Genomic DNA, 24,334 nt, shown 5'->3' with positions numbered 1-24,334 from the left:
CTATGTTGTATCGAATTCTGCCGCCGACGGCTATTCGGCGCGCGTGTAACCGTGCAGGTCCGACTGTTTCTGGTTGACCCAGATTTCGCCGCCATCGGGATCCGGCAGGCGCAGGCTCTTGCCGTAGTTCTCGTCGATAATCGTGGCTTCAATCGAGACGTCGGCCAGCCGGGACTGCAACGTCTCGAGGGCACCGTCGTATTCGAAGGCCATCAGGACTTCGACTTCAGCATCCTGGTGGGCCGCGACCAGTCCGCCATTTTTGGCCCGGTGGTCGACCCAGGTGCCGGCATCGGCGATGATCCGGGGCTTTGCTCCGATGTTGTCGAGGACTTTCCGGGCGCCGTCGACGTCGGGTGTCATCCACAGGGGCAGCACCGACAGGGCGGGGTCCGGGGCGGTTTCCGGGTTGTGCAGGGCGTCCGGGGCGGTTTCCGGGTTGTGCAGGGTGTCCGGGCCGGTGCCCGGATTGTGCAGGGCGTCCGGGCTGGCCCCCGGGGCGGCTCCCTGGCCCGCTTCCGGGAAGGTGTTCGCCGGGACGGGGTCGCACAGGAACACCAGTCCGTCGGCAGCGGTGATTTTCGCCGCAGTGCCGTGCCCCGCCTCGTAGACCTTCGCCGTCGTCCCCGCCTCGTTGGTGCGGCGGATGAATTCGTCGAGGTCGCGGATCTCGAAGCCCAGCGCGGTGGTGCCGTCGTCGGCGGCACCGGATTCGGCGAGATGGATCGCCATCCGCCCGCTGCCGGCGTCGAACTCGGTGTAACCGTCATTGTCGACGCTGACGCTGAGCCCGAGGCCGGTCAGCAGTTTCCGGTAGTCGGCCATCCGGGACGTGAAGTGGATGGGGCGTACGCGCAGCATTTACTTCTCCTCCAAGTAGTCGGTCAAGGCCCGCTCCACCAGGGCGGAGAGACTCGTGCCTTCGTCGATGCTCCGGTGCTTGACCCGTTTGATCAGCTCCGGGGGCAGGTACACATTGAACTGTGCCTTGGCGGCGGTTCCTTCCGTCATGGCTAATATGCTAGCACCCTAGGAGCGCGTTGTGGAACCTGTTCCGCCGGGGAGTAAGTCAGGCGGAAAAAGAGCGGTTTGTACCTGGAAGGGCCGGAATTACTCCCGGCCCGTGCAAGGTCGTCGCAGGAAGGTGCCATCGCGCGGGAAGGTGCCTTCGAGTGGGGAAGGTGCCATCGAGCGGGAAGGTGCCATCGAGCGGGAAGGTGCCTTCGAGCGGGAAGGTGCCTTCGGCCCGGCGCCCCGGCGACCCGGTACGGAGGTGGCCGCGCTGCCCGACCCGCTCCCGATACCGTGCTGTGCGGTGCCTCCAACGGAGCGGCTAAGCTCGAGGGAGAACCTCGCCCGGTGCCGCATCCCGCGGCGCCGGGCTTTCCAAGGCCATGCCAGCTCATCAAGGAGGATGAATGGACATCTCAAGCGGAGTCGCGCTGATCACCGGCGGAGCATCCGGTCTCGGCGCTGCCACTGCCAAAAAGTTGTACGACGGCGGCGCTTCCGTGGTGATCGTGGATCTGCCCCAGTCCCGCGGCAGCGAGTATGCGGCCGAGCTGGGGGAGCGGGCGGCATTTGTGCCTGCCGACGTCACACGTGAGGAGCAGGTCCAGGCGGCGGTGGATGCCGCCGTCGAACGCGGCCCGCTGCGCATGGTGGTCAATTGCGCCGGGGTGGCGACACCGGGCAAGGTGCTGGGCCGCGAGGGCGTGCTGCCGCTGGAGAAGTTCCAGCAAGTCGTCCAAATCAACCTGATCGGCACCTTCAATGTCACCCGCCTGGCTGCCGCGGCCATGGTGCAGACTGAACCGGTCGACGGCGACGGCGGGCCCGAACGTGGCGTTGTCGTCAATACCGCTTCGGTGGCTGCTTTCGATGGGCAGATCGGCCAGCCAGCCTATGCCGCGTCCAAGGGCGCCGTGGCCGCGATGACGCTGCCGCTGGCGCGGGAATTCGCCCGTTCACAGGTGAGGGTGATGGCAATTGCCCCCGGGATTTTCGAGACGCCGATGATGGCCGGACTTCCACAAGAGGCGCAGGATTCCCTTGGGGCGCAGGTGCCGCATCCGTCCCGCCTGGGCAAGCCGGACGAATATGCTGCGCTCGCTGCCCATATCGTGGAAAACCCAATGCTGAACGGCGAAACGATCCGGCTCGACGGCGCAATCCGCATGGCGCCGAAATAAGCTTCCCCGATTCCCTAAGGACGCCACATGAACCTCGAGGACTTGCCCTCGGCCGACTATTTCTCCTTCGAAGAACTGCTCAGCGATGCTGAACGAGACAAGCTGGCGCAATTGCGTGATTTCCTGGACAAGGAGGTGGCGCCCGAGGCCGGCAACTGGTGGAACCAGGACCGGTTCCCGTACGAGTTGCTGCCCAAGCTCGGCGGGCTCGGCCTGAGCACTCCGGTCCAGCAGGGGTACGGCCACCTGTTCGCCGGGATGGTGATCGCCGAAATGACGCGGTGCGACACCTCCATCGCCACATTCTTCATGGTCCATCACGACCTCTTCGTCGACGCCCTGCACCGGTTTGGATCGGCGGAGCAGCAGGACAGGCTGCTCGACGACGCGATGAACCTGCGCACCACCGGCGCCTTCGCCCTGACCGAGCCCGACCATGGCTCCGATGTCGCCGGCGGGATGGCCACCACCGCCACCCGCGACGGGGACAGCTGGATCCTCAACGGCGCGAAGCGGTGGATCGGTAATGGCACCTTCTGCGACTACATGCTGATGTGGGCCGCTGACGCGGACACGGGCGAAATCCGGGGCTTCATCCTCGACGCCACATTGCCCGGCGTGCACCGCACCAAGATCGAAAACAAGATCGCCCTGCGAACGGTGCAGAACGCCGATATCGTGCTGGACGGCGTCCGGGTGGACGAATCCGACAGGTTCGCCGGCATTTTCAGCTTCGATGACACCAAGCACCTGCTCCGCGCCTCACGGATCCAGGTGGGGTGGCAGGCCGTGGGGCAGCAGCTGGCGGCCTTCGACATCGCCCGCCGCTACGCCGTGGAGCGTTACCAGTTCGGCAAGCCGCTCGCTGGATTCCAGCTGATCCAGGAACAGCTGGTGCAGATGCTGGGCAACGCGGTGGCCAGCATGTCAATGATGACCCGGGTTGCCCAGCTGCAGCAGGCTGATTACGGCAGCCCGGAGGAGCCCGGCCGGGTGGACATGCCGCAGGCGGCCTTGGCCAAGTCGTATACCTCAGCGCGGATGCGGGAAACTGTGGCGCTGGGCCGGGGGATTCTCGGCGGCAACGGAATCGTCACCGACTACGGCATGGCGAAGGTGTTTTCCGACGCCGAGGCGATCTACACCTATGAGGGCAGCCGGGAAATCAATACGCTCATTGCGGGGCGGGACATCACGGGCGTTTCGGCGATCATTTAGCCAGCCCGCCGTCACGGGGCGCCATTTCGCCGGCGTCAACCGCGAATTCGAGCCGGTTCTTCTCCACCGGTGCCGGGCACGCTCCGAAGTCGGTGAAGCTGAACGGGTAATTGATCGTCCGGTTGAAGTCGATCACCATGGTGCCGTCGTCGTCGGGTGCCGGGATTTGCACGAACCGCCAGTCCGCGGTGGTGTCGCCGTTGGTGTCGTCATGGAAGTTCAACACCAGGGAGCCCGACGCCGAGGACGTGGCAGCGAGCCGGTGCGTGCCGCCGTCGTACTCAAACTCCACCTCACCGGCGGCCATCACACCGATGGTGACGTCTTCCCGTGCGGACGCCACCTCCTCGTGCCGCGGCTCCGGATAGGGAAGGAACTGCCCGGTCAGCACCCACCCCGGCGAGTAATCGAAGGTGGGGACGCCGTCGAAATTGGCCAGCGTGGAAGCATCCGCGTCCCGGGTCCGGATGGCATAGCGGTCGGAGCGCATCGCCAGTTCCACCACCACGTCTTCGTGACGCAGCCACATCAGCGAGTCCCCGTTCGAGAGCCGGGCGGTGATGGTGCCGCTGACGTGCTGGCCCGGAACCTGTGCCGAGCCGGGGGCCGGTTCGTCGATGCGGAATCCGTCGCCGCCGTCGGTGGTGACCGCCGCCGTCGTTTCGCTGCTGCTCCACAAGCCGGGAATCAGGTCAAGCCCGCCGGGTTCGTCGGGAAGCCATTGGAAGGAGGTAAGGGTGAGCCATCCGGACCGGTCCGCGAGGGCCTCCTCGCGGGCGGCGTGCCACTCGGCCCACTCGGTCTCGGACGGCTGCTGTTGTTCGCCAGGCATTGTTTAAGTCTGACGCCCTGTGGTGCCCTGAACAAATCCCGCCGCGGACCGGGAGCGTAAAGTCGGGATTAAAGTCCGGCCTAAAGTCCGACGTCGAAAGGTGGCCCGCGTGGGCAACGCAAACCTGAACAAGGAGCTGGGCAGATACGGGCTCGGCGCCGTCGAGCAGATTGACGATGAACGGACAGCCCTCAATTTTGAACGGTCCTACCCGCACCCTGTTCAGGATGTGTGGGCGGCGTTGACCACCGCTGAAGGCACCATTGCGTGGCTGGCCCAATCCGATGCCAGCCTGAAGGTCGGCGGCCACTTCGACCTGCGCTGGCTCAACGTCGCCGACGCTGATCGTCAATGGTGGAACGGCCGGATCCTGCAGATCGAACCGCCCCGCCTGCTGGTGTACACGAATTCCGCCCACGGCTTGCTGCGCTGGGAATTGGACGCCGACGACGGCGGGCGTCGCTGTCGCTTGAAGTTCAGCAATGTGGTCAACGCGGTGGGCGAAACCGCGCTGATGAGTGCCGCGGGCTGGCATGCCCATCTGGACCACTTGCGGGAGGCGCTGGACGGTAAGGTCATGGATTGGCCGCATTGGTGGCACGATTTCTATCCGGCCTGGGAAGCTATCCACGCGGAGTATATAAAGACCAAGGCGTGAAGGGAGTCGCGGCGATTCCCGGATGCCGCGGCGATCCCCGCATGCTCCCGCCGAATCCTGGATGCTCCAGCGATCCCCGCAGGTCAGGGCGCGGTGGTGCTGGCCGCAGGCGTCCGCGCCTCAGGAGCAGGCTCCGCCTCGTGAGGGGCGTACCGACGCAGCCAGGCGGACCTCATCGAAATCAATGCGGCGATGACAGCACCGACGGCCAGACCGACCCCGACCCCGATCAATGCGCTGCCCCACCACGGCAGGTCCGTTGCGGCACCGGTGAGGAAGCCCAGTCCGACCAGCCAGCACGCCCACATCAGCGAGCCGACGGCGCTGGCCAGCAAGAAGCCCCGGGTGGGCACATGGGCCATCCCCGCTGCCGCCATCGTTGCCGTGCGCCCGGCCGGTATGAACCGGCCGGCGATGATCGCTGCGTAGGTGGAGGAATTGCCGCCTTTGTGGCAGGCCTTCAACGTGGCGCGGTGCAGCCAGCGGCCCCAGCGGAAGCGGTCCAGAAACCGGGACAGCTTCCGCTTGAAGAGGTAGTAGACCATGGTGTCGCCCAGCCAGGCGCCGATAGCCGCCACCAGAATGGCGATGGCAACGTGCAGGTGCCCGCCCGCTCCGAGCGCTCCGGTGGTCACGACGAATACTTCGGAAGGCACGGCGGGGACGGCTGCGTCCAATGCCACTAAGGGAACGATCAGAAGGTAGAAAGCCGGATTCCAGGTGCCCAGGCTCATAAAATCCACGAGTCAAATCTAGCCCGGGGAGGTGGGGAAAAGCTATGGGTGTCTGTTTAGCTTGGAGACGAATTCATCCAGTTGTAACCGGCTGGTGAACTTGGCCGGCGCCCCGGTCAGCGGATCCGTGAACTCGATCGATCGGGCCAGCAGCTGCAGCGGCTTGCTGTGATCATCTTCCGCTTCGGGCTGCAACGTCGGGTAGAAGCGGTCGTTGAGGATGCCGATCCCGGCGGATGCCATGTGCACCCGCAGCTGGTGGGTCTTGCCGGTGTGCGGCTCCAGCCGGTACCGGCCGAGCCCGGCGTGCGATTGCACCAGCTCGACCCGGGTCTCGGCGTTGGGCTCTCCGGGGAGTTCCTGGGTGAGCAGGTAGTCGCGGGACTTGTACATCCGGCTGCGGAAAGTGGCCGGCAGCTCCAGGGCGGGGTCCACCGGGGCGACTGCCTCATAGGTTTTGCGCACCTTCCGGCGCTCGAACAACACCTGGTACTTGCCCCGGGTCTGCGGATTGGTGGCGAAGAGCAGCACTCCGGCCGTCATCCGGTCCAGCCGGTGGATGGGGGCCAGATCCGGCATATCAAGCAACACCCGCAACCGCACCAGCGCCGACTCGGTGACGAACATGCCGCCGGGAGTGGTGGGCAGGAAGTGCGGCTTATCCACCACCAGCAGGTTGTCGTCGCGGTGAAGGATATCCAGCTCAACGGGGATCCGGCGTTCATCCGGAAGCTGCCGGTAGTACCAGATGAAGGTGTGCTCGCCGAGCGGTGTCTGAGGGGTCAGCGGCACCCCGCCGACCCCCACCACCTCGCCGCGCTCGAAGCGCTCGACGATGCCGTCGGGGTCCACATGGTTGAAGCGCTGCAGCACGTATTCCATGGCAGTGGTCCAGTGACCTTCGTCGGGCAGCCGCAGGCGGGTTGCGTTGACGCCGTTGCGGACGGGCAGCGGGGAGGTCATCACGCCACCCCACTCTACCGTCGCGGACCGGCAGATTTTCCGTGTGGGGGATGCAGAGCGTTAACTGTGACTATGAGGACGTTGTTCCGCGGCAGGAAGACTCCCGGCCAGGCGTCGTCGGGCCTTGGCATGTTGGTCGTCGGTGCCTCATCCCAGCAGTTCGGCGCCGCCGTCGGGGCGAGTCTTTTTCCAGTGCTGGGGCCGGTCGGCGTGGTTGCGGTGCGGCAAGTGGTGATGGCGGCCGTGCACCTGCCCTTGGGGCGGCCGCCGGTGTTGTCCATGACCCGGGGTCAGCTCATGCTGGGGATCGGACTGGGGGTGGTGATGGGGATGATGAACCTGACCCTTTACCTGGCGATCGACCGGATCGGGCTGGGGCTGGCTGTGACCCTCGAGTTCCTGGGGCCGCTGACACTGGCACTGCTGTCATCGAAGCGGCTGATCAACGTGGTCTGTGCCCTCGCCGCGGCCTCCGGCGTCTACATCCTCGCCGGTCCGCAAACCAGCAACGATCTGGTCGGGATCCTGCTCGGTTTAAGCGCAGGCGCCTGCTGGGCGGGCTACATCCTGACCAATCGTGCGGCCGGCGCCCGACTGCCGGGACTGCAGGCTTCGGCCATGGCGGCGGTCACTTCGGTGGTGATGTTCGTGCCGGTGGCGGCTTTCACCGTTGACCTGTCCGGCGTGACGACGCAGGTCATCCTCATCGGGATCCTGGCCGGGGTGCTGTCCTCGGCTGTGCCCTACGCCGCCGATCTTTTTGTGCTGCGGCGGATCCCGCCGGGGTTGTACTCGCTGATGGTCAGCATCCACCCGGCCCTGGCCGCGCTGGCCGGATTGGTGCTGCTGGCCGAAACGCTGACGCTGCTTGAGGTGGTGGCCATCGCGGTGATCACGCTGGCCAACGTGCTGGCGGTCGCCGCCGTCTACCGGGACAACAAGCGCTACGTTCAGCCGGTTCCGCCCCGGCGTGATCAGGATGTGGTTTGAGCCAGCATTTGCTCGAACGACAGCTCGTCCCCGGCTGCCGAACGCTGGGCCGGGCGCTGCTGCAGGATCAATGAGGCCAGTTCGCTGCCAGCGCGATCAGTGCGGTCGGCGAGCCCGTCGACGGTGTCGTCCCCGTTGCCCCAGTCGGCTGGTCCGGCATAGACCGACGTCGGGGTAACAGTTGCCCGCAGGTACTGGAACAGCGGCCGGAGCGCATACTCCAGTGCCAGGGAATGGCGCGCGGAACCGCCGGTGGCGCCCAGAATGATCGGCTTGCCCACGAGTGCCTTGTTTTCGATGACGTCGAAGAACGACTTGAACAGCCCGCTGTAGGAAGCGGAGAAGATGGGGCTGACCGCGACGACGCCGTCTGCAGCCAGGACCGTATCGATGACGGCGGTGAGCCGTGGAGGGGCGAACCCGGCGACGAAGTTGTTTGCGATGTCGACGGCGGAATCGCGCAGTTCGAAGACGTCCACTTCCACCTGCACGCCCGCGTCTTCCAGATGCCGGCGGGCATCCGCGGCCAGCTGGTCGGCGAGCATCCTCGACGACGACGGTTCGCTCAACCCCGCCGTAATCACTGCGATTCGCTTTATATCGGCCACTTCCAGGACCCCTTCCGTCAGTGCATGCGTTTGCATCTACACACGGAACAGAAAGGGCGGTCAAATTATTTCCGGCCGCCGGGGGCTGTAGGCGCCTGGATCGTCAGCTGAGCCGTGGCGAGTCCGGCCATCGCACATCCGGGGCGGTTTCGGGATGCCGGCGGATGTATTTGGCCACGAAGGGGCAGTACGGCACAAGGGTTTTACCGTGGGTGACCGCATCCGACAGGGCTCCTGCAACCAGCTCGCGCCCCAGACCCTGGCCTGCGAACTCGTCGAAGGTCTCTGTGTGGGTGAAAGCTATTTCAGTGTCTGTTTCGCGGAATTCGGTGAAGCCTGCCAATTGGCCGCCGACCATAATGTCGTAGCGGCTCTCCGTCTCGTTCAGTTCCACCTTGATGGTGTTGCTTGTCCCGGTGTTGCTGGCGTCGGGCTGCTGGTTCATGGAATCCGTCCTTCGCTGGGCCATAACGCTCTACGGAACCTCCAGCGGCGGGGCCGGAGGTAGCACCTATAGTTTCACTCGATGCCGGAGGTGTCCAACACGTCCTGATTACCTGGCCGCTGGCAGAAAGGACAATAGTAGATGTCGCGCGCCGCCGTCGTCGGATCCCCCAGCCGGCCCCGCCGCACCAGCGTCCCGCACCGATGGCACGGCCGGCCGTGACGTCGGTGGACCCACAATCCGGAGCCGGCTGATGCAGCGCCGGCCGCCGTGCGGAGCTTCCGGTCCCGATTCACTTGCAGCAGCCGCCGGGCGGTCGCGACCATGCGCTCGAGCCGTGGCACCTCGGACACGGCGGTGCCCGGGTGCACCCGGGCCAGGAAGCACGCCTCATTGCGGTGGATATTGCCGATACCCGCGAGGTTGCGCTGGTCCAGCAGGGCCAGCCCAATGGCCCGATCCGGGTTCCGCAGCAGCCGGCGGAGAGCCTCGTGAAGATCCCAATCCGGGCCCAGCAGATCCGGACCAAGGCGTCCGACGGCGCCCGGTTCAGAGGCGGTGGGGATCACGTCGAGAATCCCGAGAGAATACCCGACTGCGACCGAGTCGGGGGTGGTCAGCACGACGCGTGCGGTAAAGGCAGGACGGCGCCATTTTTGACCCGGGCGGTAGACATGCCACGTGCCCTCCATCTTCAGATGCGAGTGCACCGTCACCGGGGTGTCCGCGTCGATGCGGACCAGCAGGTGCTTGCCGCGAGCCACCACCTCGGTGACAGTGCTGCCGGACAAATCCACGGTGGCGTACCGCGGAACCCGGAAATCGCTGCGGATCAGCTCCCGGCCGGCCAGGGCACGGTGGAGGCGATTCGCGGTCGCACTGACGGTGTCGCCTTCAGGCACGGCGCTCCTATTTCCTGATACGCAGGCCGCGCGGAGTGGTGTAGAAGCCGGCCTCCTCCAGCGCCTGGCCCATCGGCGAGCCCAGGATTTCGGTGCCGTTGACCTTCTCGACGGCGAGTTTGTCGACAGCGCCGCGGCGCACTGTGCCGGCCAGTGCCCGGGCCGCCGGGGCGAGGATCCCGTCGTCGTCCGTGAACGCCAACAGAGTTTTGCCGCCTCTTTCCACGTACAACGAGAGCTCCCCGTCAACCAGGATCACCATGGCCCCGGCCTTCCTGCCCGGGCGGTGTCCGGTCTCGCTGCCGGGCCATGGCAGGGCCGCGCCGTAGGGGTTGGCCGGGTCTGTTGCCGCCAGCGCCACCGCATTGGGGTCCCGTTTCTGTAGCTGCGCGTCATCGTTGAACGAACGGACCCGGTCGACGGTGGAGGGAAGCGCGAACTGGGCAGCGCCCAGGGACTCGATGAAGTATCCGCGGCGGCACCGGCCCATGTCTTCGAGGCCGGTCAACACCTTGTATTGCAGTGCGAAACCTCCCGGGATTCCCTCGGCGGACACGGCGCCGCGGGTGAGGATGCCATAGCGGTCCAGCAGCAACTCCGCGGTGGCATGGGCGTACACGGTGGTGTCCCGTTCCGTGGCCGGCAACAGCGACCATCGTCCGGCCACGATCGGCGGAGAGCTGCGAGGCCCGCCGGAGCTCCCGCCCGCAGCGGAACCCGCCATGCCGCGCGCCCCCAAGCCTCGCCCGGGCAGGGAACCGCGCCTGCTGTGCCGCATGGAACGCACCCGCGGAGTGGTGGCACGTTGCTTGTGGGCGGTGCGGCCTCCCGCCAGCAGTGACCGCACCGGGGTGAAGGTGTCGTTGCTGATCCTGCCCTCCCACGCCAGGTCCCACAGCGCGTCGATGACCGCCTCGTCGCCGGTGCCTTCGGCCGCAGGTGTGGCCGGTGCGGCGTCTGCTTCCGTGCCGGCCAGGGCCACGTCCGCCAACTGGCGGAAGAAGTAAGCTCCACCGTTTTCGAGGTAGTCCATGATCCGCTGCTGCATGCGGGAGGGCTCGAAGGAGTCCGACGGGTTCAAGGTCAACGGCGCGCTGTCGGCCAGATGCAGGCTGATCCACCCGTCATTGCCGGCTACGGATCCGGCACCGGCCCACAGTACCTCTCCGCTGGCCATGAGTTCATCGAGCATCGACGGCGAGTAGTCGGACACCCGCGCGGACAACACCAGTGGCTCCCAGGCCGATGCCGGGATGGGGACGCCGGCGAGCTGGTCGATGACCGAAGCCACGCCTTCCAGTCCGCGCAAACTGGTGGAGCCTGGAGAGCCGATCACGTTCTGCCACGAAGGAAGGAACCGCCCGTAGGTTGCGGGATCGACAGGTTCGACGTCGTGGCGCAACGCGGCCAGCGAGCGCCGGCGCAGTTTGCGCAGCACGTCGGTGTCGCACCATTCGGAACCGGCCGGAGCGTGATCGACGGTGAGGCCGGCCAGCGCAGCATCGTCGGCTGCGGGGCCGGATTCGGCGGGTCGGAATTCCCCTTCGACCACCCGGGACTCGTCGGCAAGCCTGCGCAGGGTGGACTCGACGACGGCGGTGCCGAGTCCCAGCCGGCCGGCCGTCTCGGCGCTGGTGAACGGTCCGTGCGTGCGGGCATACCGGCCGATCAGGTCTCCGAGCGGGTCAGCGACCGGTTCGACGAAGGCCAGCGGCACCCCCATGGGCAGCGGTGTTCCGAGCGCATCGCGCAACCGGGCGGCATCTTCGATGGGCGCCCACTGTTCGATGCCTGCGATGTTCACACGCAGCGCGCGGTTCGTCTTGACCAGGTTCTCCAAGTGCAGCAGCGCCGCCTCGTGTCCGCCCGGGCTGCCTCCGGGGTCCTCGCCCTGGTTACCTCCGGGGTAGTCGCCGCCCTGGTTGCCTTCGGGGTAGTCGCCGCCCTGGTGCCAGTTGGAGTCCCGGAGAGGATATCCGCCGTCGTCCCCACTGAGGTAGTCCCTTACCCGCGAGGTAGCCCCTTGCAACGGGCTACCTGACGGCGAAGTAGCTACCTCGGCGGATGTACGGGCAGCGGCGCCGCCGGCACTGCCAGCGCTGCCGGTTCCACTCGCGCTGCCGGTTCCACCCGCGCTGCCCGCACTGCCGGTTCCACCCGCGCTGCCCGCACTGCCGGTTCCACCCGCGCTGCCCGCACTGCCGGCGCTGCCGGTTCCACTCGCGCTGCCCGCTGGTACGGCGCCGTTCGGGCCGTTCCGCTCACCTGAGTCCAGCCGGGCGGCGACCTCCGACGTCGTCAGCGGACCCAGCAGCCGCAGCAGGTCCGCGACCCCTTCAATCCCGTGCACCCTCCGGTCCGGTGCCAGCCGCTGGAGCTCCGCCTCCGTACGGGCGATAACCTCGGCGTCGAGCAATTCCCGCAGCTCCGCCCGGCCGAGCAGCTCGGCCAGCATCGACGGATCCAACGACAAGGCCGCCGCACGGCGCTCGGCCAGTGGGCTGTCGCCCTCGTAGAGGAAGGACGCGACGTAGCCGAACAACAGCGAGCGCGCGAACGGGGACGGCTGGCCGGTGGTGGTCTCCAGTACCCGGAGCTCGCGGCGTTCAATCTGCCCGGCAATGTCCTGCAGCGCCGGCACATCGTAGACGTCCTGCAGGCACTCGCGCACCGTTTCCAGCACGATGGGGAACGTCGGGTACTTGCGCGCCACGTCCAGCAGCTGCGCGGACCGTTGCCGCTGCTGCCAGAGCGGGGAGCGCTTGCCAGGGTTCTGCCGGGGCAGCAGCAGCGCCCGTGCCGCACACTCCCTGAACCGGGAGGCGAACAGGGCGGATCCGCCCACTTCGGCGGTGACGATGGTTTCGAGTTCGGCCGGATCGAACAGGAACAGGTCGGCGCCGGGCGGCTCGTCGTCCATCATCGGCACCCGCAGCACGATGCCGTCGTCGGAGGCCATGGCTGACCCGTCCATCCCGTAACGCTGCTCCAGCCGGGCGCCCACCGCCAGCGCCCAGGGGGCGTGCACGGGCATGCCGAACGGGGAATGGAGCACCACCCGCCAGTCGCCCAGCTCGTCCTGGAAACGTTCGACGACGAGTGCCCGGTCGTCAGGCACCTGGCCGGTGGCCGTGGCCTGTTCGGTTAGATACGCGAGCAGGTTGTCGACCGCCCAGTCGTCGAGCCCGCAGTCGAGGCAGCGCTTCCTGGCGGTGTCGGCGTCGGTGTTGGACAGTTCCCGGATGAAGGTGCCCAGCGCGCGGCCCAGTTCCACCGGCCGGCCGGGGCTGTCCCCCTTCCAGAAGGGCAGCTTGCCGGGCTGGCCGTAGGCGGGGGTGACCAGCACTCGGTCGTGGGTGATGTCCTCGATCCGCCAGCTGGTGGCCCCGAGCGCGAAGACGTCGCCCACCCGGGACTCGTAGACCATCTCCTCGTCCAGCTCGCCCACCCGGCGGCCGCCGGGCGCCTTCGACGTGTCGGTGTCCTGTCCGCTGACCAGATAGACACCAAACAGCCCGCGGTCGGGGATGGTACCGCCGGAGGTGACGGCGAGGCGCTGCGCCCCGGGACGGCCGGTAATCGTTTCGGCCACCCGGTCCCACACGATTCGCGGCCGCAGCCCGGCGAACTCGTCGGAGGGATATCGGCCGGCCATCAGGTCCAGCGTGGCTTCAAACGCCGACCGGGGGAGGGAGGCGAAGGGCGCCGAGCGGCGGACGACGTCGAACCATTCCTCGACGTCGATGCTGTCCAGCGCGCACGCCGCCACGGTCTGCTGGGCCAGCACGTCCAGCGGATTGGACGGTATGGACAGCGGTTCGATCCGCCCGGCGAGCATGCGTTCAACCGTGATCGCAGAATGCACCAGGTCCCCGCGGTGCTTGGGAAAGAAGACCCCCTCGGAAATCTCGCCCACCTGGTGCCCGGCGCGGCCGACGCGCTGCAGCCCGCTGGCGACCGACGGCGGGGACTCAACCTGGACCACCAAGTCGACGGCGCCCATATCGATGCCGAGTTCCAGGCTGCTGGTGGCGACCACGCACCGCAGCCGTCCGGACTTGAGGTCGTCCTCGATCAGGGCCCGGGCCTCCTTGCTGACCGAACCATGATGCGCCCGGGCCAGCACTGCGTCTTCAGCGGCCCCCTCCCCTCGCACGCTCGGGGCGGGCCCCTCGCCGCTTCGCCTTAGCCCTCCGGAACCGTCGCCCTGCCCGGCGCCGGACGTGGAGCCGGCCTGGGCCATGATTTCGGCCGGCGGCTTCGAACCATTTCCGGAAGCCGGCCGCGGGCCGTCGGGAACATCCCGCACCGAGGTGTCGGCCCAGGCCAGCCGGTTCGCGTGGATCTCATTGAGCCGCGACGTCAGCCGTTCGGCCAGCCGTCGCGAGTTGGCGAAGACAATGCTGGATTGCCTGGCCGCGACCAGATCCGCAATCCGTTCTTCCACATGGGGCCAGATGGAAGCTTGCGGTGCCGTGCCGTCGTCGTCGTCCGCGGCAGCGGCTGGCAACTCGGTCATATCCGGCACCGGGACCGAGACTGTGACATCCCAGTTCTTCTGCGCCTCGGGTGCAACGATGGTCACCGGCGAATTGCCGCCCAGGAAACGGGCCACCGTGTCGTGAGGTTCCACCGTGGCGGACAAACCGATCCGCTGCGCCGGCCGGGACAGCATGGCGTCGAGCCGTTCCAGCGTCAGGGCCAGGTGCGCTCCGCGCTTGGTGCCGGCCACCGCATGCACCTCGTCGACGATTACCGTGTCGACGTCGGCCAGCGTGGACCGCGCACGGGAGGTGAGCATCAGGAACAATGACTCCGGTGTGGTGATTAGAATGTCCGGAGGCCGTGCCAGCATCGCCCGGCGCTCGGACTGGCTGGTGTCGCCGGAGCGTACGCCGACGCTGACATGCGGCGGTTCCACTGACAGCTTCTTCGCGGTCTGGGCGATGCCGATCAGCGGGGAGCGCAGGTTGCGTTCGACGTCGACGCCGAGCGCCTTAAGCGGCGAAACGTACAGCACCCGGGTTCCGCGCTTGCCCTCATTCGGGTGGGCGATTAATCGATCGAGTGCGGAGAGGAACGCGGCAAGGGTCTTGCCGGACCCGGTCGGGGCAACCACCAGCGTGTTGGCATCGGCCGTAATCGCGTTCCAGGCTCCGACCTGTGAGTCGGTTGGCGCGGCAAAGGCTCCTTCGAACCACTGCCGGGTGGCGGCGGTGAACTGTTCCAGTGGAGCATCCATCAGACCATCATCCCGTACGGCACCGACGATATTGCAGTGTCCCTTCGGCTGTACTCCCCGGCGGTCATTCCGGTAGTCATTTGACGGGCTGGAAGGCTCCGATGGTCAGCAATGCCACCCCCGGAGAGGCGCAGGCGCTCATCTCCTGTTCGACGATCAGCGAGTCGTAGGCGCTCGGCGGATAGACCCGCAGCCCGGCAGCCTCGGTCAGGTTGCACGCGGAACCATAATTCTCCGCCCGGATCACCTGCAATGTTGCCATTGCGGACTCGCCGGGCTTCAAGCTGAGCGCCGGGGACGTGGTGGACAGATCCCGGTCGGCGGCAGCTCCGATCTGCGCTCCAGCAGCAGTGACGAAGGAAACGCCCGGGTATCCTTTGAGGACGCACCCTTCTTCCGACGTGTTGGTCAATACCAGCCCGCGGTAGACGCTGCCCGCGGCGCCACCTCCGCGGATTTGTTGGATCGCCCCCTTCATATCCGCAGCATCACACAGTGAAGGGGCATTGTCGTGCCTGTTAGGACCGGTCCCGGTGTTCTTACCGCCCTGTTGGCCACCGGCGGTTCCGTCCCTGCCTGGCGAAGACGGGGTGCCCGACGTCGGACCGTCGGCCGGGTTTGAACGGTCCGTCTTCGGCGGGTCCTGGGAAGCCGACTCGTCCTTGGTCGGCTGCGGCGTCGATGATCCCTCCGGGGGCGCCTGCTGATCTGCCGGTGGAGATCCTTCCGCTGTCGGCTCACCTGCTGTCGGCGTGCCGGCTGTCGACTCGGTTGCGGTTGACCCGCCGTCGGGCGGTTCCGACGCCGGGTTGCAAGCGGTCAGCCCGATCAGGACAGCCGCCGATGCAGCCGCTGCAATGGACCTCATCAGAGTGTTTCGGCCCCAGCCACACATGCTCATGCTTCTACATTCCTGTCGTCGCCGATCATGTCCGCGGTTGCCTTATCCAATGGCGGTTCCGGCTCTGGCGGGCCGTTCCACACCTTAATGATGGTCCATGCCACGGCCGTGATCGGGACGGAGAGCACGGCGCCGACGATTCCGCCGAGGATCGTTCCGGCGGTGAGGGCCAGCAGTATCACCAGCGCGTGCAGCTTCACCGTCTGGCTCATGATCAGCGGCTGCAGCAGATTGCCCTCCAACTGCTGGATGACCACGATGACGGCCACCACAATGAGCGCGACAATCGGCCCGTTCGTCACCAGCGCCACAAGTGCGGCCAGGATGCCGGCAATGGTGGCTCCAATAATGGGGACGAACGCACCGAGGAACACAATGACAGCCAGCGGCAGCGCCAGCGGAACGCCGAGGATCGCCAAGGCAATACCGATGGCTGCCGCGTCGACAAAGGCGATAATTGCCGTTCCCCGTACATAGCCGCCCATCACCACCATCGAGCTGTGACCGATCCGCTCTGCGCGGTTACGCTGCTCGCCGCGCAACGGCTTGAGGAAGAACTCCCAGATTTCCAGCCCGTCCTGCAGGAAGAAGAAGAGCACAACGACTGTCAGCAGCAGCCCGGTGACAATCGAGGCGAAGACGCTGAGCCCGGCAATAGCGCTGTTGCCGAATTGCGTACTGGTAATGAAATCAATTGCCGCTTCGCGGGCCTGGGTCAACTGCTGATCGCTGATCGGCAACGGACCGCTGACGATGAAATCCTGCAGCTGATCGAGACCCCGGCTCGCGTTGGCAATCAGGTTGTTCCACTGACTGCGTACGGCGAACACGATGCCAGTGATGATTCCGCCCAGTATGACGACGGACGTCAGCAAGGCTATCCAGGTCGCCAGCACCTTCGGCACGTTGTGCCGGCGCAGTAAGTTCACCAGCGGGCTGATGGCAGCAGCGAGCAGCAGGGCAACCAGCAGCGGAATGACAACCAGCTTGAGCTGGATCAGTGCGAAAATCGCGGCGATGGCCAGCGTCAGTATGAGCAGAATCTGCAGGGTGCGCATTGCCACCCGCCCCAGGCTGTCGGACCAGACGCTGGAGACCGGCGGCCGTTGACGGGAACGGCTGACCGCCCCCGTCGGCTCTACGGAATTGCGTTGCATATCCCCGGCAGGCTGTTTGCGTTTCAATTTCATCCGCTCGTTGTCCTTTCGGTGGGCCTCTGGTCATGCCACCCCACCCCAACCCTATCGAGGCCCGGCCCATTTGAGGGGCCAATACGCGCACTGAATATCCCCGCCCTCTCGTGCAGGCCCAATACCGAAAGCAGTTGCAGGGTTATATCGGCCGCCCTGTGATTGTAGAACCGGACGGAGACGCGGGCACTATTTCGAGGGAAGGCGCATATGAGCCTGAAACCAACTGTCATCGTCTTTGATGTGAACGGGACGCTAGTCCGATATGACGGTTATGAAATCCCATTTCGAAGATGCGGAACCGCCGGCTGGACGACGCCGTGCGCCATGTGATGGAAGGTTTTGCAACGCCGCGCGCGGGTATGCAGACCGCCTGGGTCAATCGGACCGGCACGGATTTCTCCGAACCCGGACTGGACGCTGACCGCAATTAGCGAATTACCTGAAGCACTCCATACAAAATGAGTAGTGTGCATATTTGTCAACAGGTCTACACTGTGACGGGTAACACATAATTAGCCATCGTCTGCTCGGCCTTGGAATAGTAGACCGCTGCACTCAACGCACTTTTCCATACGGAAGGACATTTCATGGACGACCAGACGTTCAAGATTCTGGCCATGGTGGTCTATATGGCCGCCATGCTGGGGATCGGCTGGTACGCATACAGTAAAACGAGTGACCTCGATGACTACATGCTTGCCGGGCGGGGACTGAGGCCAGGCACTGCCGCCCTCAGTGCCGGCGCGTCCGACATGTCAAGTTGGCTGCTGATGGGGCTGCCCGGTGCTGTTTACACCTCAGGGCTGATTGGGGCTTGGATGGCCATCGGTCTGACCATTGGTGCTTGGCTGAACTGGAAGTTCGTCGCGCCGCGGCTGCGCAGCTACACGGAGGTTTCCAACAACTCCATTACGGTTCCGAGCTTCCTGGAGAACCGGCTAAGGGATAGATCACGCCTGTTGAGGATTGTCTCCGGCGTCATCATTCTTTCCTTCTTCACCTTCTACGTCTCGTCCGGCATGGTCGCCGGCGGTACGTTCTTCGATACTTCCTTCAACTCGAGCTACTTCCTCGGCATGGTTGTCGTGGCGGGTGTGACAATTGCCTACACCCTCTTCGGCGGTTTTATGGGGGCGACGTTCACCGATGTCGCCCAGGGACTGCTCATGCTGACCGCGCTGATTGTGGTCCCCATCATCGGCCTGACCCAGGTCGGAGGATTTGGGGGAATGTTCGAATCCATCAACCAGGTGGATCCAACCATGACGCAGCTTGTCACCGGAGGTTCGGTCGTCGGTATAATCTCCGCCGCTGCCTGGGGGCTGGGATACTTCGGCCAGCCGCACATCATCGTCCGGTTCATGGCGCTGCGCAGCCCCAAGGACGCACTAACCGGACGCCGTATTGGGATCAGCTGGATGTTTATCACTGTCGTCGGTGCCGTACTCACCGCTCTGGTTGGTATCGCTTATTACCAGCAGAACCCGCAGCTTTCGCTGGAAGATCCGGAAGCGGTGTTCTTGGCTCTTGCTGACGTCTTCTTCCATCCGTTCGTAGCCGGCATCGTGCTGGCGGCGGTTCTCGCCGCGATTATGAGCACCATCTCTTCGCAGTTGGTCGTCAGTTCCTCCGCACTCGTGGAGGACCTCTACAACATGATCGCCAAGAAGAACCTGACGCCGAAACAGGGAGTCATTCTGGGCCGACTGGGCGTGTTAGCCGTTTCGATCATAGCCATTGCCCTCGCGGCCGGGAGGAATGAGTCGATCCTCTCCTTGGTGTCCTTCGCCTGGGCAGGATTCGGCGCCTCCTTCGGTCCGATCGTCCTGTTGGCTCTCTACTGGAAGAAGCTCACCGCTGCCGGTGCGCTCTCCGGGCTGATCGTCGGCGCAGCCACGGTCTTCATTTGGGGCAATACCGGCGCGTCCGACTGGTTGTACGAAATTGTGCCAGGCTTCGTGTTCAATATGGTTGTCACCGTCGTGGTCAGCCTGTTGACCTACAAGCGCAACCCGGAGATCGAAGCTGAGTTCGCGGAAGCAATCCGCCGCCTCGACGCTCCGGCCCCGCCCGATGAAAAGGAGCACGCAGCGGCTCAGTAACCGCGGTTTCAACGTACTTCCTCCCCGCGTCAACCGACCGGCGGCGGCACCCGCGAGGGTGCGGCCGCCGGTCGATTGACGTTTGGTCACCCGTCAACCATCGCAGGCATCCCAACAGCAGATGTCTGAAACCTACTCAGTGGACGCTCACCGTGCTGCTGTGCGGCCCACGGTATCTCCTGCATATACAGAGAAGATGCCCCGCTCGCCAGGGCTAATGACTCCCTCACCGGTTTGAGCGGGGCGTTCCTGTATCTCTGGCGCTATTCCGTCACCAAATTTGTGACCAAGCACAGCCTGCGGCGCCCGCTCCCGCGCCGGCCCAGCCGCCACCAAACAGTGCGCCGATGCCTGCGGCACCGCCGCACTGCATTATGTTGGAGGCTACCTCGGGATTGGGCGGCGGCCGTCCGTCGTTCGGCTGCGCCCCGCACGGCTTCGCGTAATAGCAACCGTCACTGGCCGACGCTGCGCTTGCGCCGCCAAGATTGAAGAGCAACAACGACAGTGCGATGAGGGTCGCTGCTATGGCTCCCACCGCAAACTGCGTGGCTCCCCGCACCACGGGGTGGGAGTCGGCGGTTCGTTCGTTTGCATAGGTGATTACTGACTTCATCGTGTCCTCCCTACTTAGCTGTGGAGTCCGCCAGAACTCCGAGCACTTTCACTGAAAGTCTTGGTCCAAGCCTGCGACGAGGCAGAACCAAGAATATTCATCGTATCGTCCGCCCCGGGGCTGGAATCCGGCGATCGATGTGCTGTGTCTGTCTTCCGTTCCGGTGTGTGGGGGGCGTGACTATACAGCGTGCAGGCTCAGTGGCAGCTCGCCGGTCGCTGATCTCTCGCCGGTGATGAAGTTCCCATCCCCGGGCGCCGCCACGTTTCATCGACCAGAACCTCTGGATGGCGGACGCGAAGACATGAGAGCGTCGAGTTGAGCGTTCACACACAATGGCTCAATACTCTCCCAAGCTAAAAGGCTCCACACCCGCCCCGGCAGTAAGAATTACGGGTAAGGAAGACACATCAGAAAGCCCCGCCACTTCGGCTTGAATAACCAGAAGTAACGGGGCTCCATGTTGGCGGTGGCGGTGGGATTTGAACCCACGGTGGCTCTCACCACACATCATTTCGAGTGATGCACCTTCGGCCGCTCGGACACGCCACCAACTGGGGCTACGTTACCGGTTCGCAAGGCCGCAGCCCAAAACGGCGGGAATCAAGACGCCTGAAGCCGGCGCGTTGTCACCGGTGCCGGGCGAAAAACTCCCGCAACAGAGTCCCGCATTGTTCTTCCTTCACGCCTGCGTAGACCTCAACCCAATGGTTCAACCTTCTTTCCCGCAGGATATCGAACACGGAGCCGGCGGCCCCTGCCTTCTCGTCCCAGGCCCCGAAAACGACCCGGGGGATCCGGGAGAGCACCACCGCCCCGGCGCACATGGCGCAGGGCTCCAGGGTGACCGCCAGGGTGCAGTCGTCGAGCATCCAGCGATCCAGCGCCCGGGCCGCCTGCCGGATGGCGATCATCTCGGCGTGGGCGGTGGGATCAGCCGCAGCTTCGCGCTCATTGTGCCCGGTGCCCAGCACGGTTCCGTCCGGACCGACGACGACGGCGCCAATGGGAACGTCATCGGTTTCGAGCGCCTGCTGCGCTTCATTGAGCGCCAGATCCATCCATCCGGTGTAGCGGTCCATACCCTCGCGGTGCATTAGCCTACTGGCGGCGGAACCGGGAGGTGATGGGGCACTCGAACGGATCGCGGGCGGAGAGCCCGACGTCGTTCAGGTAGCGGACCACAATTCCGTAGGACTTGAGCAATGACGTCTCAGTGTATGGAATCTTGTGCTCGGCACAGTATTCGCGGACGATCTCGCTCGCCTTGGCCAGATTCGGCCGCGGCATGTTGGGGAACAGGTGGTGCTCCACCTGGTAGTTCAGCCCGCCCAGCAACGAATCGATGGCCTTGCCACCGGTGATATTGCGGCTGGTCAGCACTTGGCGGCTCAGGAAGTCGGCTTTACTGTCCTTGGGCAGCACGGGCATTCCCTTGTGGTTGGGAGCAAAGGACGCCCCCATGTAGACACCAAAGACGGCCAGCTGGACGCCGAGGAATGCAAAGGCCATACCCAGCGGAAGGAACACGAAGATGGCGCCGACGTACAGGCCAAGCCGGGCGAAGACCACATACAGTTCGCGCTTGCGGCCCTTGACTGCACCCTTGGCGAACAGCGACCGGATGGAGGTGAAGTGCAGATTCACGCCCTCGAGCATCAATAGCGGGAAGAAGAGGTATCCCTGTCGGCGGGTCAGCCACCCCATGAAGCCGGACTGTTTCGCCGCGTCTTCAGGCAGGAAGGAAATCGTGTCCTGCGCGATGTCAGGATCCTTGCCGATGGTGTTGGGTTTGGCGTGGTGGCGGGTGTGCTTGTTCATCCACCACTGGTAGCTGATGCCGACGGCGGCATTGGCCAGTATCCGGCCGGCCCGGTCGTTTGCGGGGCCGGAGGCGAAGACCTGGCGATGGGAGGCTTCGTGGGCCAGGAACGCCAGCTGGGTGAAGAGGATCCCCAGCACACCGGCGATCAACAGCTGGAACCAGCTGTCGCCCAGAAGGACGAATCCGCTGACGGCGCCTCCGAGGGCCAGCGTCAGGCCGATGAAGAGCGAAATATAAAAAGAACGACGCCGGTGCAGAAGTCCGGCGTCGCGTACGGTCCGCATCAGGTTGGCGTAGCCGCTGGTGGCGGCGCTTGCCCTCGTGGTGGAGCGGACGGTGGGTTGGGGTGTTGATGGTGCAGTAATACTCATACGGTTCCTGGGGTGTTTGATTCCGACTTCCCAGCCGCGAAAACGGGCGATTGCCCTGCAGATACCTCCATCATAGCCGTTAAACCTGATCAGTGTCTGATGGGCGGCGACGCTACCCGCCAAAAGCGCGGATTCATGCCGATGCGCATGATCCGGGCGGGATGCGGTAGGCTGGACGGGTAGTAGTTGTGTTACGCATTTTATTTGTGGCACCACGATCCCATCCAAGCGGATCTTGTGCTTCTCTGAACGGCGGTCAAGAACACCGCTGCATTTGGTCCGGAAAATACCGGGTCAAAACATCCAATCTCCAGAGGAGTACAAAGTTATGGCTACAGGCACCGTTAAGTGGTTCAATTCCGAAAAGGGCTTCGGCTTCATCGCGCCTGAAGATGGCAGCGCCGACGTTTTCGCCCATTACTCGGCAATCGATGCTTCGGGTTACCGCGAACTGCGCGAAGACCAGAAGGTCGAGTTCGAAACCCAGCAGGGCCCGAAGGGCCTGCAGGCAGCGAACATCCGCTCCCTCTAAGCACCGCTTCGTCCCCGATGGCTATCGCCGCAGGGGACAGGTAAGCGTTTATTTGCACCGCAGGGCCGGTCCCATGGATATCCATGGGACCGGCCCTGCGGTCGTTAAACGGCTGGTAGATTCGTACCCATGCGCGTTCTGGTAGTCGATCACCCTCTCGTGGCCCACAAGTTGACGGTACTGCGGCAGAAAGAAACCTCTTCGCCGGTGTTCCGGCTGCTGACCGAAGAATTGGTGACGCTGCTGGCCTATGAAGCCACCCGCGATGTGCGCGTGGAGCCGACCGAAATCGAAACTCCCGTGACACGGACCATGGGCACAGGGCTGAAGAAGCCAACGCCGCTGGTGGTCCCCATCCTCCGCGCCGGGCTGGGAATGCTTGAGGGAATGACCCGGCTCGTGCCCACCGCCGAGGTCGGCTTCCTGGGAATGGCGCGCAACGAAGAAACTCTTGAAGCGATTACGTACGCCGAGCGGTTGCCGGACGACCTCACCGGCCGGCAGGTATTCGTGCTGGACCCAATGCTGGCGACCGGCGGAACCCTGCGCGAAGCAATCAAGTTCCTGTTCGAGCGTGGCGCCGCGGACGTCACCTGCATCTGCCTGCTGGCGGCACCCGAAGGGCTGGACAAGCTCACCGAAGAGCTCGACGGCCGGAACGTCACCGTGGTGCTGGCCTCCATCGACGAGCGGCTCGATGAGAACGCCTATATTGTCCCGGGACTTGGCGACGCCGGCGACCGGCTCTACGGGATAGCGGACTGAACACGAAGCAAATGCGAGGCGCTGAGGATACCTCCGCCCGGCGTGACTGCCATCACCTTTTCGCTGCAAATCTCATTATGTGGACATCTGGACACTATGTTACTTGCGAGTTGGGTTTGTTACGTTGCAAAATCAAGAGGTGAACACCACCTCCGCAGCACCTGCAGCCGCAGTTATCCGCCCCAGCTCATCCGCTGGCATGGACATGTGCTGTTGTCGAATGCACGCCTAACTTTTCCACCCCCAAAAAGTTTTCAGGCATTTGAAATTTCGCCCAATGGCGGGCTTCCACCGCCGTCACGTGTGGGCAAAACCAGCATTCCTGCCGCGTAGACGGCCATTCACAATGAGGTAGCAACATGTCAGTGTCATCTGGATACGTCCACATTTCCCTCCGCAACCGCAATAATGCAGGACCGCAGTCCCGGCAGCAGCCGGCCGGCGAGAATGCATATGGGGCAGGTCCCGAAGCGCAGGCCTACGCCCGGCCGGCCGGATATCGCCCCCTGCGGGCAGTACCATCGCAAGACTCCGCTGCGCATGCCGGCGTCGAACCGGCACCGATGACGGCACCCACCCAGGTGGTGGCGGCCAACGGCCAGCAGGGCAGCGGGGTCCGTCCGGTCTCAAACGACAACGTGGCCCGCGGTTTCGTCCTCTACCTGGGCCTCGATGAGGAAGCGGCCGCCGCCAACGGTACGACACTGACAAAGCTTGTCCAGGACATCCGCTCCTACGCCCAGTCGCTGGTGCCGGATGCCGAAAGCTACGCCGCCGTCGCGCTGGCCCCGGCTGACGCCACCGGCAGCGATATCGAGGTCGTCCGCAATGCCCTCGGCGACCCGACGGTCGCCGGCAATGTCCGCGTCGAGCCGGCCCGTACTCCGCAGCCGCCACAGGCCCCGCGGCCAACGGGGGTGTTGATCGACCTGTCCCGCCGCGAGGTGCATCTGGACGGTGACACGCTGAACCTGACCTTCAAGGAGTTCGAGCTGTTGAACTACCTGGTGGAGAACGGCCAGCGCACCGTTGCCCGCGAGGAGCTGCTCACCGGACTGTGGAGGAACTCCGACGAGGTCCCGAACGAGCGGACCATCGACGTGCACATCCGCCGCCTGCGCTCCAAGCTCGGCCGGCTGGCCAACACCGTCCGCACCGTCCGGGGCCAGGGATACCGTTTCTACGAGCACCCCGAGGTCGTCGTCTGGGCCGCCCCGGAATACTCCATTTAGCGCCGCGGCCGGT

Annotated in this window: 22 protein-coding genes and 1 tRNA gene; 8 read left to right on the top strand and 15 right to left on the bottom strand. The window is 64.9% G+C overall.

Annotation, left to right across the window (positions count from 1 at the left end; all coding sequences use genetic code 11):
* Positions 1-30 precede the first annotated feature (30 nt).
* Together H535_RS0109570 and H535_RS0109565 are read right to left on the bottom strand one after the other, a co-directional pair.
* Entirely contained in the window at positions 31-861 is an 831-nt protein-coding gene (locus tag H535_RS0109570) for a glyoxalase/bleomycin resistance/dioxygenase family protein (protein ID WP_026819369.1), read from the bottom strand.
* On the bottom strand, positions 862-1,011 hold the full coding sequence (locus H535_RS0109565) for a ribbon-helix-helix domain-containing protein (protein ID WP_026819368.1): 150 nt from the start codon (positions 1,009-1,011) through the stop codon (positions 862-864).
* 407 nt (positions 1,012-1,418) lie between these two features.
* Between H535_RS0109565 and H535_RS0109560 the strand changes: the two genes are divergently transcribed.
* Both H535_RS0109560 and H535_RS0109555 read left to right on the top strand, forming a co-directional pair.
* The gene (locus H535_RS0109560; RefSeq protein WP_026819367.1) at positions 1,419-2,192 is read left to right on the top strand and encodes a 3-hydroxyacyl-CoA dehydrogenase; all 774 of its coding nucleotides are present in this window, start codon (positions 1,419-1,421) and stop codon (positions 2,190-2,192) included.
* A 27-nt stretch (positions 2,193-2,219) separates the two neighbouring features.
* The gene (locus tag H535_RS0109555) at positions 2,220-3,410 is read left to right on the top strand and encodes an acyl-CoA dehydrogenase family protein (RefSeq protein ID WP_026819366.1); all 1,191 of its coding nucleotides are present in this window, start codon (positions 2,220-2,222) and stop codon (positions 3,408-3,410) included.
* Here the strand turns inward: H535_RS0109555 and H535_RS24570 are convergent.
* Positions 3,403-4,242, bottom strand: coding sequence for a DUF1684 domain-containing protein (locus H535_RS24570; protein WP_051298931.1), 840 nt, complete (start codon positions 4,240-4,242; stop codon positions 3,403-3,405). The genes H535_RS0109555 and H535_RS24570 overlap by 8 nt on opposite strands.
* Positions 4,243-4,351: 109 nt before the next feature.
* On the opposite strand from H535_RS24570, the gene H535_RS27740 reads away from it, so the two are divergent.
* Positions 4,352-4,900: an SRPBCC family protein gene (locus H535_RS27740; protein WP_051298929.1), complete on the top strand. Its 549-nt coding sequence runs from the start codon at positions 4,352-4,354 to the stop codon at positions 4,898-4,900.
* An 83-nt stretch (positions 4,901-4,983) separates the two neighbouring features.
* On the opposite strand, the gene H535_RS24560 is transcribed toward H535_RS27740, so the two are convergent.
* Positions 4,984-5,634, bottom strand: coding sequence for a DedA family protein (locus H535_RS24560; RefSeq protein WP_245580256.1), 651 nt, complete (start codon positions 5,632-5,634; stop codon positions 4,984-4,986).
* Between the two features lie 42 nt (positions 5,635-5,676).
* Positions 5,677-6,597, bottom strand: a complete 921-nt coding sequence (locus H535_RS0109535) for a pseudouridine synthase (protein WP_035769020.1) — start codon at positions 6,595-6,597, stop codon at positions 5,677-5,679.
* 72 nt (positions 6,598-6,669) lie between these two features.
* On the opposite strand from H535_RS0109535, the gene H535_RS24555 reads away from it, so the two are divergent.
* Positions 6,670-7,587: an EamA family transporter gene (locus tag H535_RS24555; RefSeq protein WP_051298927.1), complete on the top strand. Its 918-nt coding sequence runs from the start codon at positions 6,670-6,672 to the stop codon at positions 7,585-7,587.
* On the opposite strand, the gene H535_RS0109525 is transcribed toward H535_RS24555, so the two are convergent.
* The 6 genes from H535_RS0109525 to H535_RS24535 form a co-directional block, all read right to left on the bottom strand.
* Positions 7,572-8,195, bottom strand: a complete 624-nt coding sequence (locus tag H535_RS0109525) for an FMN reductase (RefSeq protein WP_035769072.1) — start codon at positions 8,193-8,195, stop codon at positions 7,572-7,574. The genes H535_RS24555 and H535_RS0109525 overlap by 16 nt on opposite strands.
* A 103-nt stretch (positions 8,196-8,298) precedes the next feature.
* Entirely contained in the window at positions 8,299-8,640 is a 342-nt protein-coding gene (locus tag H535_RS0109520; RefSeq protein ID WP_035769017.1) for a GNAT family N-acetyltransferase, read from the bottom strand.
* A gap of 74 nt (positions 8,641-8,714) precedes the next feature.
* Positions 8,715-9,542: an Fpg/Nei family DNA glycosylase gene (locus tag H535_RS0109515; RefSeq protein WP_026819362.1), complete on the bottom strand. Its 828-nt coding sequence runs from the start codon at positions 9,540-9,542 to the stop codon at positions 8,715-8,717.
* A 7-nt stretch (positions 9,543-9,549) separates the two neighbouring features.
* Positions 9,550-14,784, bottom strand: coding sequence for an Lhr family ATP-dependent helicase (locus tag H535_RS27735; RefSeq protein ID WP_026819361.1), 5,235 nt, complete (start codon positions 14,782-14,784; stop codon positions 9,550-9,552).
* Positions 14,785-14,860: 76 nt separating this feature from the next.
* On the bottom strand, positions 14,861-15,652 hold the full coding sequence (locus H535_RS27730) for a DUF4232 domain-containing protein (RefSeq protein ID WP_162144875.1): 792 nt from the start codon (positions 15,650-15,652) through the stop codon (positions 14,861-14,863).
* A 29-nt stretch (positions 15,653-15,681) separates the two neighbouring features.
* A complete protein-coding gene (locus H535_RS24535; RefSeq protein ID WP_245580248.1) occupies positions 15,682-16,875 on the bottom strand; it encodes an AI-2E family transporter in 1,194 nt (397 codons plus the stop codon).
* A 590-nt stretch (positions 16,876-17,465) separates the two neighbouring features.
* Between H535_RS24535 and putP the strand changes: the two genes are divergently transcribed.
* A complete protein-coding gene (gene putP, locus H535_RS0109490) occupies positions 17,466-18,980 on the top strand; it encodes a sodium/proline symporter PutP (RefSeq protein WP_026819360.1) in 1,515 nt (504 codons plus the stop codon).
* Positions 18,981-19,251: 271 nt separating this feature from the next.
* Here the strand turns inward: putP and H535_RS0109485 are convergent, their stop codons facing one another.
* From H535_RS0109485 to H535_RS0109470, 4 genes are all read right to left on the bottom strand, one after another.
* Entirely contained in the window at positions 19,252-19,596 is a 345-nt protein-coding gene (locus tag H535_RS0109485) for a hypothetical protein (RefSeq protein ID WP_026819359.1), read from the bottom strand.
* Between the two features lie 464 nt (positions 19,597-20,060).
* Positions 20,061-20,148: transfer RNA gene (locus H535_RS0109480), tRNA-Ser, on the bottom strand.
* Positions 20,149-20,225: 77 nt separating this feature from the next.
* Positions 20,226-20,693 carry a tRNA adenosine(34) deaminase TadA gene (gene tadA / locus H535_RS0109475; RefSeq protein ID WP_155838643.1) on the bottom strand — a complete coding sequence of 156 codons (468 nt, stop codon included), beginning with the start codon at positions 20,691-20,693 and terminating at the stop codon, positions 20,226-20,228.
* 4 nt (positions 20,694-20,697) lie between these two features.
* On the bottom strand, positions 20,698-21,792 hold the full coding sequence (locus tag H535_RS0109470; protein ID WP_026819357.1) for a fatty acid desaturase family protein: 1,095 nt from the start codon (positions 21,790-21,792) through the stop codon (positions 20,698-20,700).
* Positions 21,793-22,120: 328 nt separating this feature from the next.
* On the opposite strand from H535_RS0109470, the gene H535_RS0109465 reads away from it, so the two are divergent.
* The 3 genes from H535_RS0109465 (at position 22,121) to H535_RS0109455 (ending at position 24,321) form a co-directional block, all read left to right on the top strand.
* Positions 22,121-22,324, top strand: a complete 204-nt coding sequence (locus H535_RS0109465; RefSeq protein WP_026819356.1) for a cold-shock protein — start codon at positions 22,121-22,123, stop codon at positions 22,322-22,324.
* A gap of 129 nt (positions 22,325-22,453) precedes the next feature.
* Entirely contained in the window at positions 22,454-23,089 is a 636-nt protein-coding gene (gene upp / locus H535_RS0109460) for a uracil phosphoribosyltransferase (protein WP_026819355.1), read from the top strand.
* A 359-nt stretch (positions 23,090-23,448) separates the two neighbouring features.
* Positions 23,449-24,321 (top strand): winged helix-turn-helix domain-containing protein, encoded by an 873-nt coding sequence (locus tag H535_RS0109455; RefSeq protein WP_026819354.1) that lies wholly within the window; start codon positions 23,449-23,451, stop codon positions 24,319-24,321.
* Positions 24,322-24,334 lie beyond the last annotated feature (13 nt).

This window comes from Arthrobacter castelli DSM 16402 (assembly GCF_000430705.1).
GTDB lineage: Bacteria > Actinomycetota > Actinomycetes > Actinomycetales > Micrococcaceae > Arthrobacter_C > Arthrobacter_C castelli.
This window is presented reverse-complemented; position numbering and strand designations above follow the sequence as displayed.

Bases quoted from the DNA above. Each gene is read 5' to 3' on its own strand.
- H535_RS0109570 (WP_026819369.1), bottom strand. From the start codon at position 861: ATGCTGCGCGTACGCCCCATCCACTTCACGTCCCGGATGGCCGACTAC.
- H535_RS0109565 (WP_026819368.1), bottom strand. From the start codon at position 1,011: ATGACGGAAGGAACCGCCGCCAAGGCACAGTTCAATGTGTACCTGCCC.
- H535_RS0109560 (WP_026819367.1), top strand. From the start codon at position 1,419: ATGGACATCTCAAGCGGAGTCGCGCTGATCACCGGCGGAGCATCCGGT.
- H535_RS0109555 (WP_026819366.1), top strand. From the start codon at position 2,220: ATGAACCTCGAGGACTTGCCCTCGGCCGACTATTTCTCCTTCGAAGAA.
- H535_RS24570 (WP_051298931.1), bottom strand. From the start codon at position 4,242: ATGCCTGGCGAACAACAGCAGCCGTCCGAGACCGAGTGGGCCGAGTGG.
- H535_RS24560 (WP_245580256.1), bottom strand. From the start codon at position 5,634: ATGAGCCTGGGCACCTGGAATCCGGCTTTCTACCTTCTGATCGTTCCC.
- H535_RS0109535 (WP_035769020.1), bottom strand. From the start codon at position 6,597: ATGACCTCCCCGCTGCCCGTCCGCAACGGCGTCAACGCAACCCGCCTG.
- H535_RS24555 (WP_051298927.1), top strand. From the start codon at position 6,670: ATGAGGACGTTGTTCCGCGGCAGGAAGACTCCCGGCCAGGCGTCGTCG.
- H535_RS0109520 (WP_035769017.1), bottom strand. From the start codon at position 8,640: ATGAACCAGCAGCCCGACGCCAGCAACACCGGGACAAGCAACACCATC.
- H535_RS27735 (WP_026819361.1), bottom strand. From the start codon at position 14,784: ATGGATGCTCCACTGGAACAGTTCACCGCCGCCACCCGGCAGTGGTTC.
- H535_RS27730 (WP_162144875.1), bottom strand. From the start codon at position 15,652: ATGAGGTCCATTGCAGCGGCTGCATCGGCGGCTGTCCTGATCGGGCTG.
- H535_RS24535 (WP_245580248.1), bottom strand. From the start codon at position 16,875: ATGAAATTGAAACGCAAACAGCCTGCCGGGGATATGCAACGCAATTCC.
- putP (WP_026819360.1), top strand. From the start codon at position 17,466: ATGGACGACCAGACGTTCAAGATTCTGGCCATGGTGGTCTATATGGCC.
- H535_RS0109485 (WP_026819359.1), bottom strand. From the start codon at position 19,596: ATGAAGTCAGTAATCACCTATGCAAACGAACGAACCGCCGACTCCCAC.
- tadA (WP_155838643.1), bottom strand. From the start codon at position 20,693: ATGCACCGCGAGGGTATGGACCGCTACACCGGATGGATGGATCTGGCG.
- H535_RS0109470 (WP_026819357.1), bottom strand. From the start codon at position 21,792: ATGAGTATTACTGCACCATCAACACCCCAACCCACCGTCCGCTCCACC.
- H535_RS0109465 (WP_026819356.1), top strand. From the start codon at position 22,121: ATGGCTACAGGCACCGTTAAGTGGTTCAATTCCGAAAAGGGCTTCGGC.
- upp (WP_026819355.1), top strand. From the start codon at position 22,454: ATGCGCGTTCTGGTAGTCGATCACCCTCTCGTGGCCCACAAGTTGACG.
- H535_RS0109455 (WP_026819354.1), top strand. From the start codon at position 23,449: ATGTCAGTGTCATCTGGATACGTCCACATTTCCCTCCGCAACCGCAAT.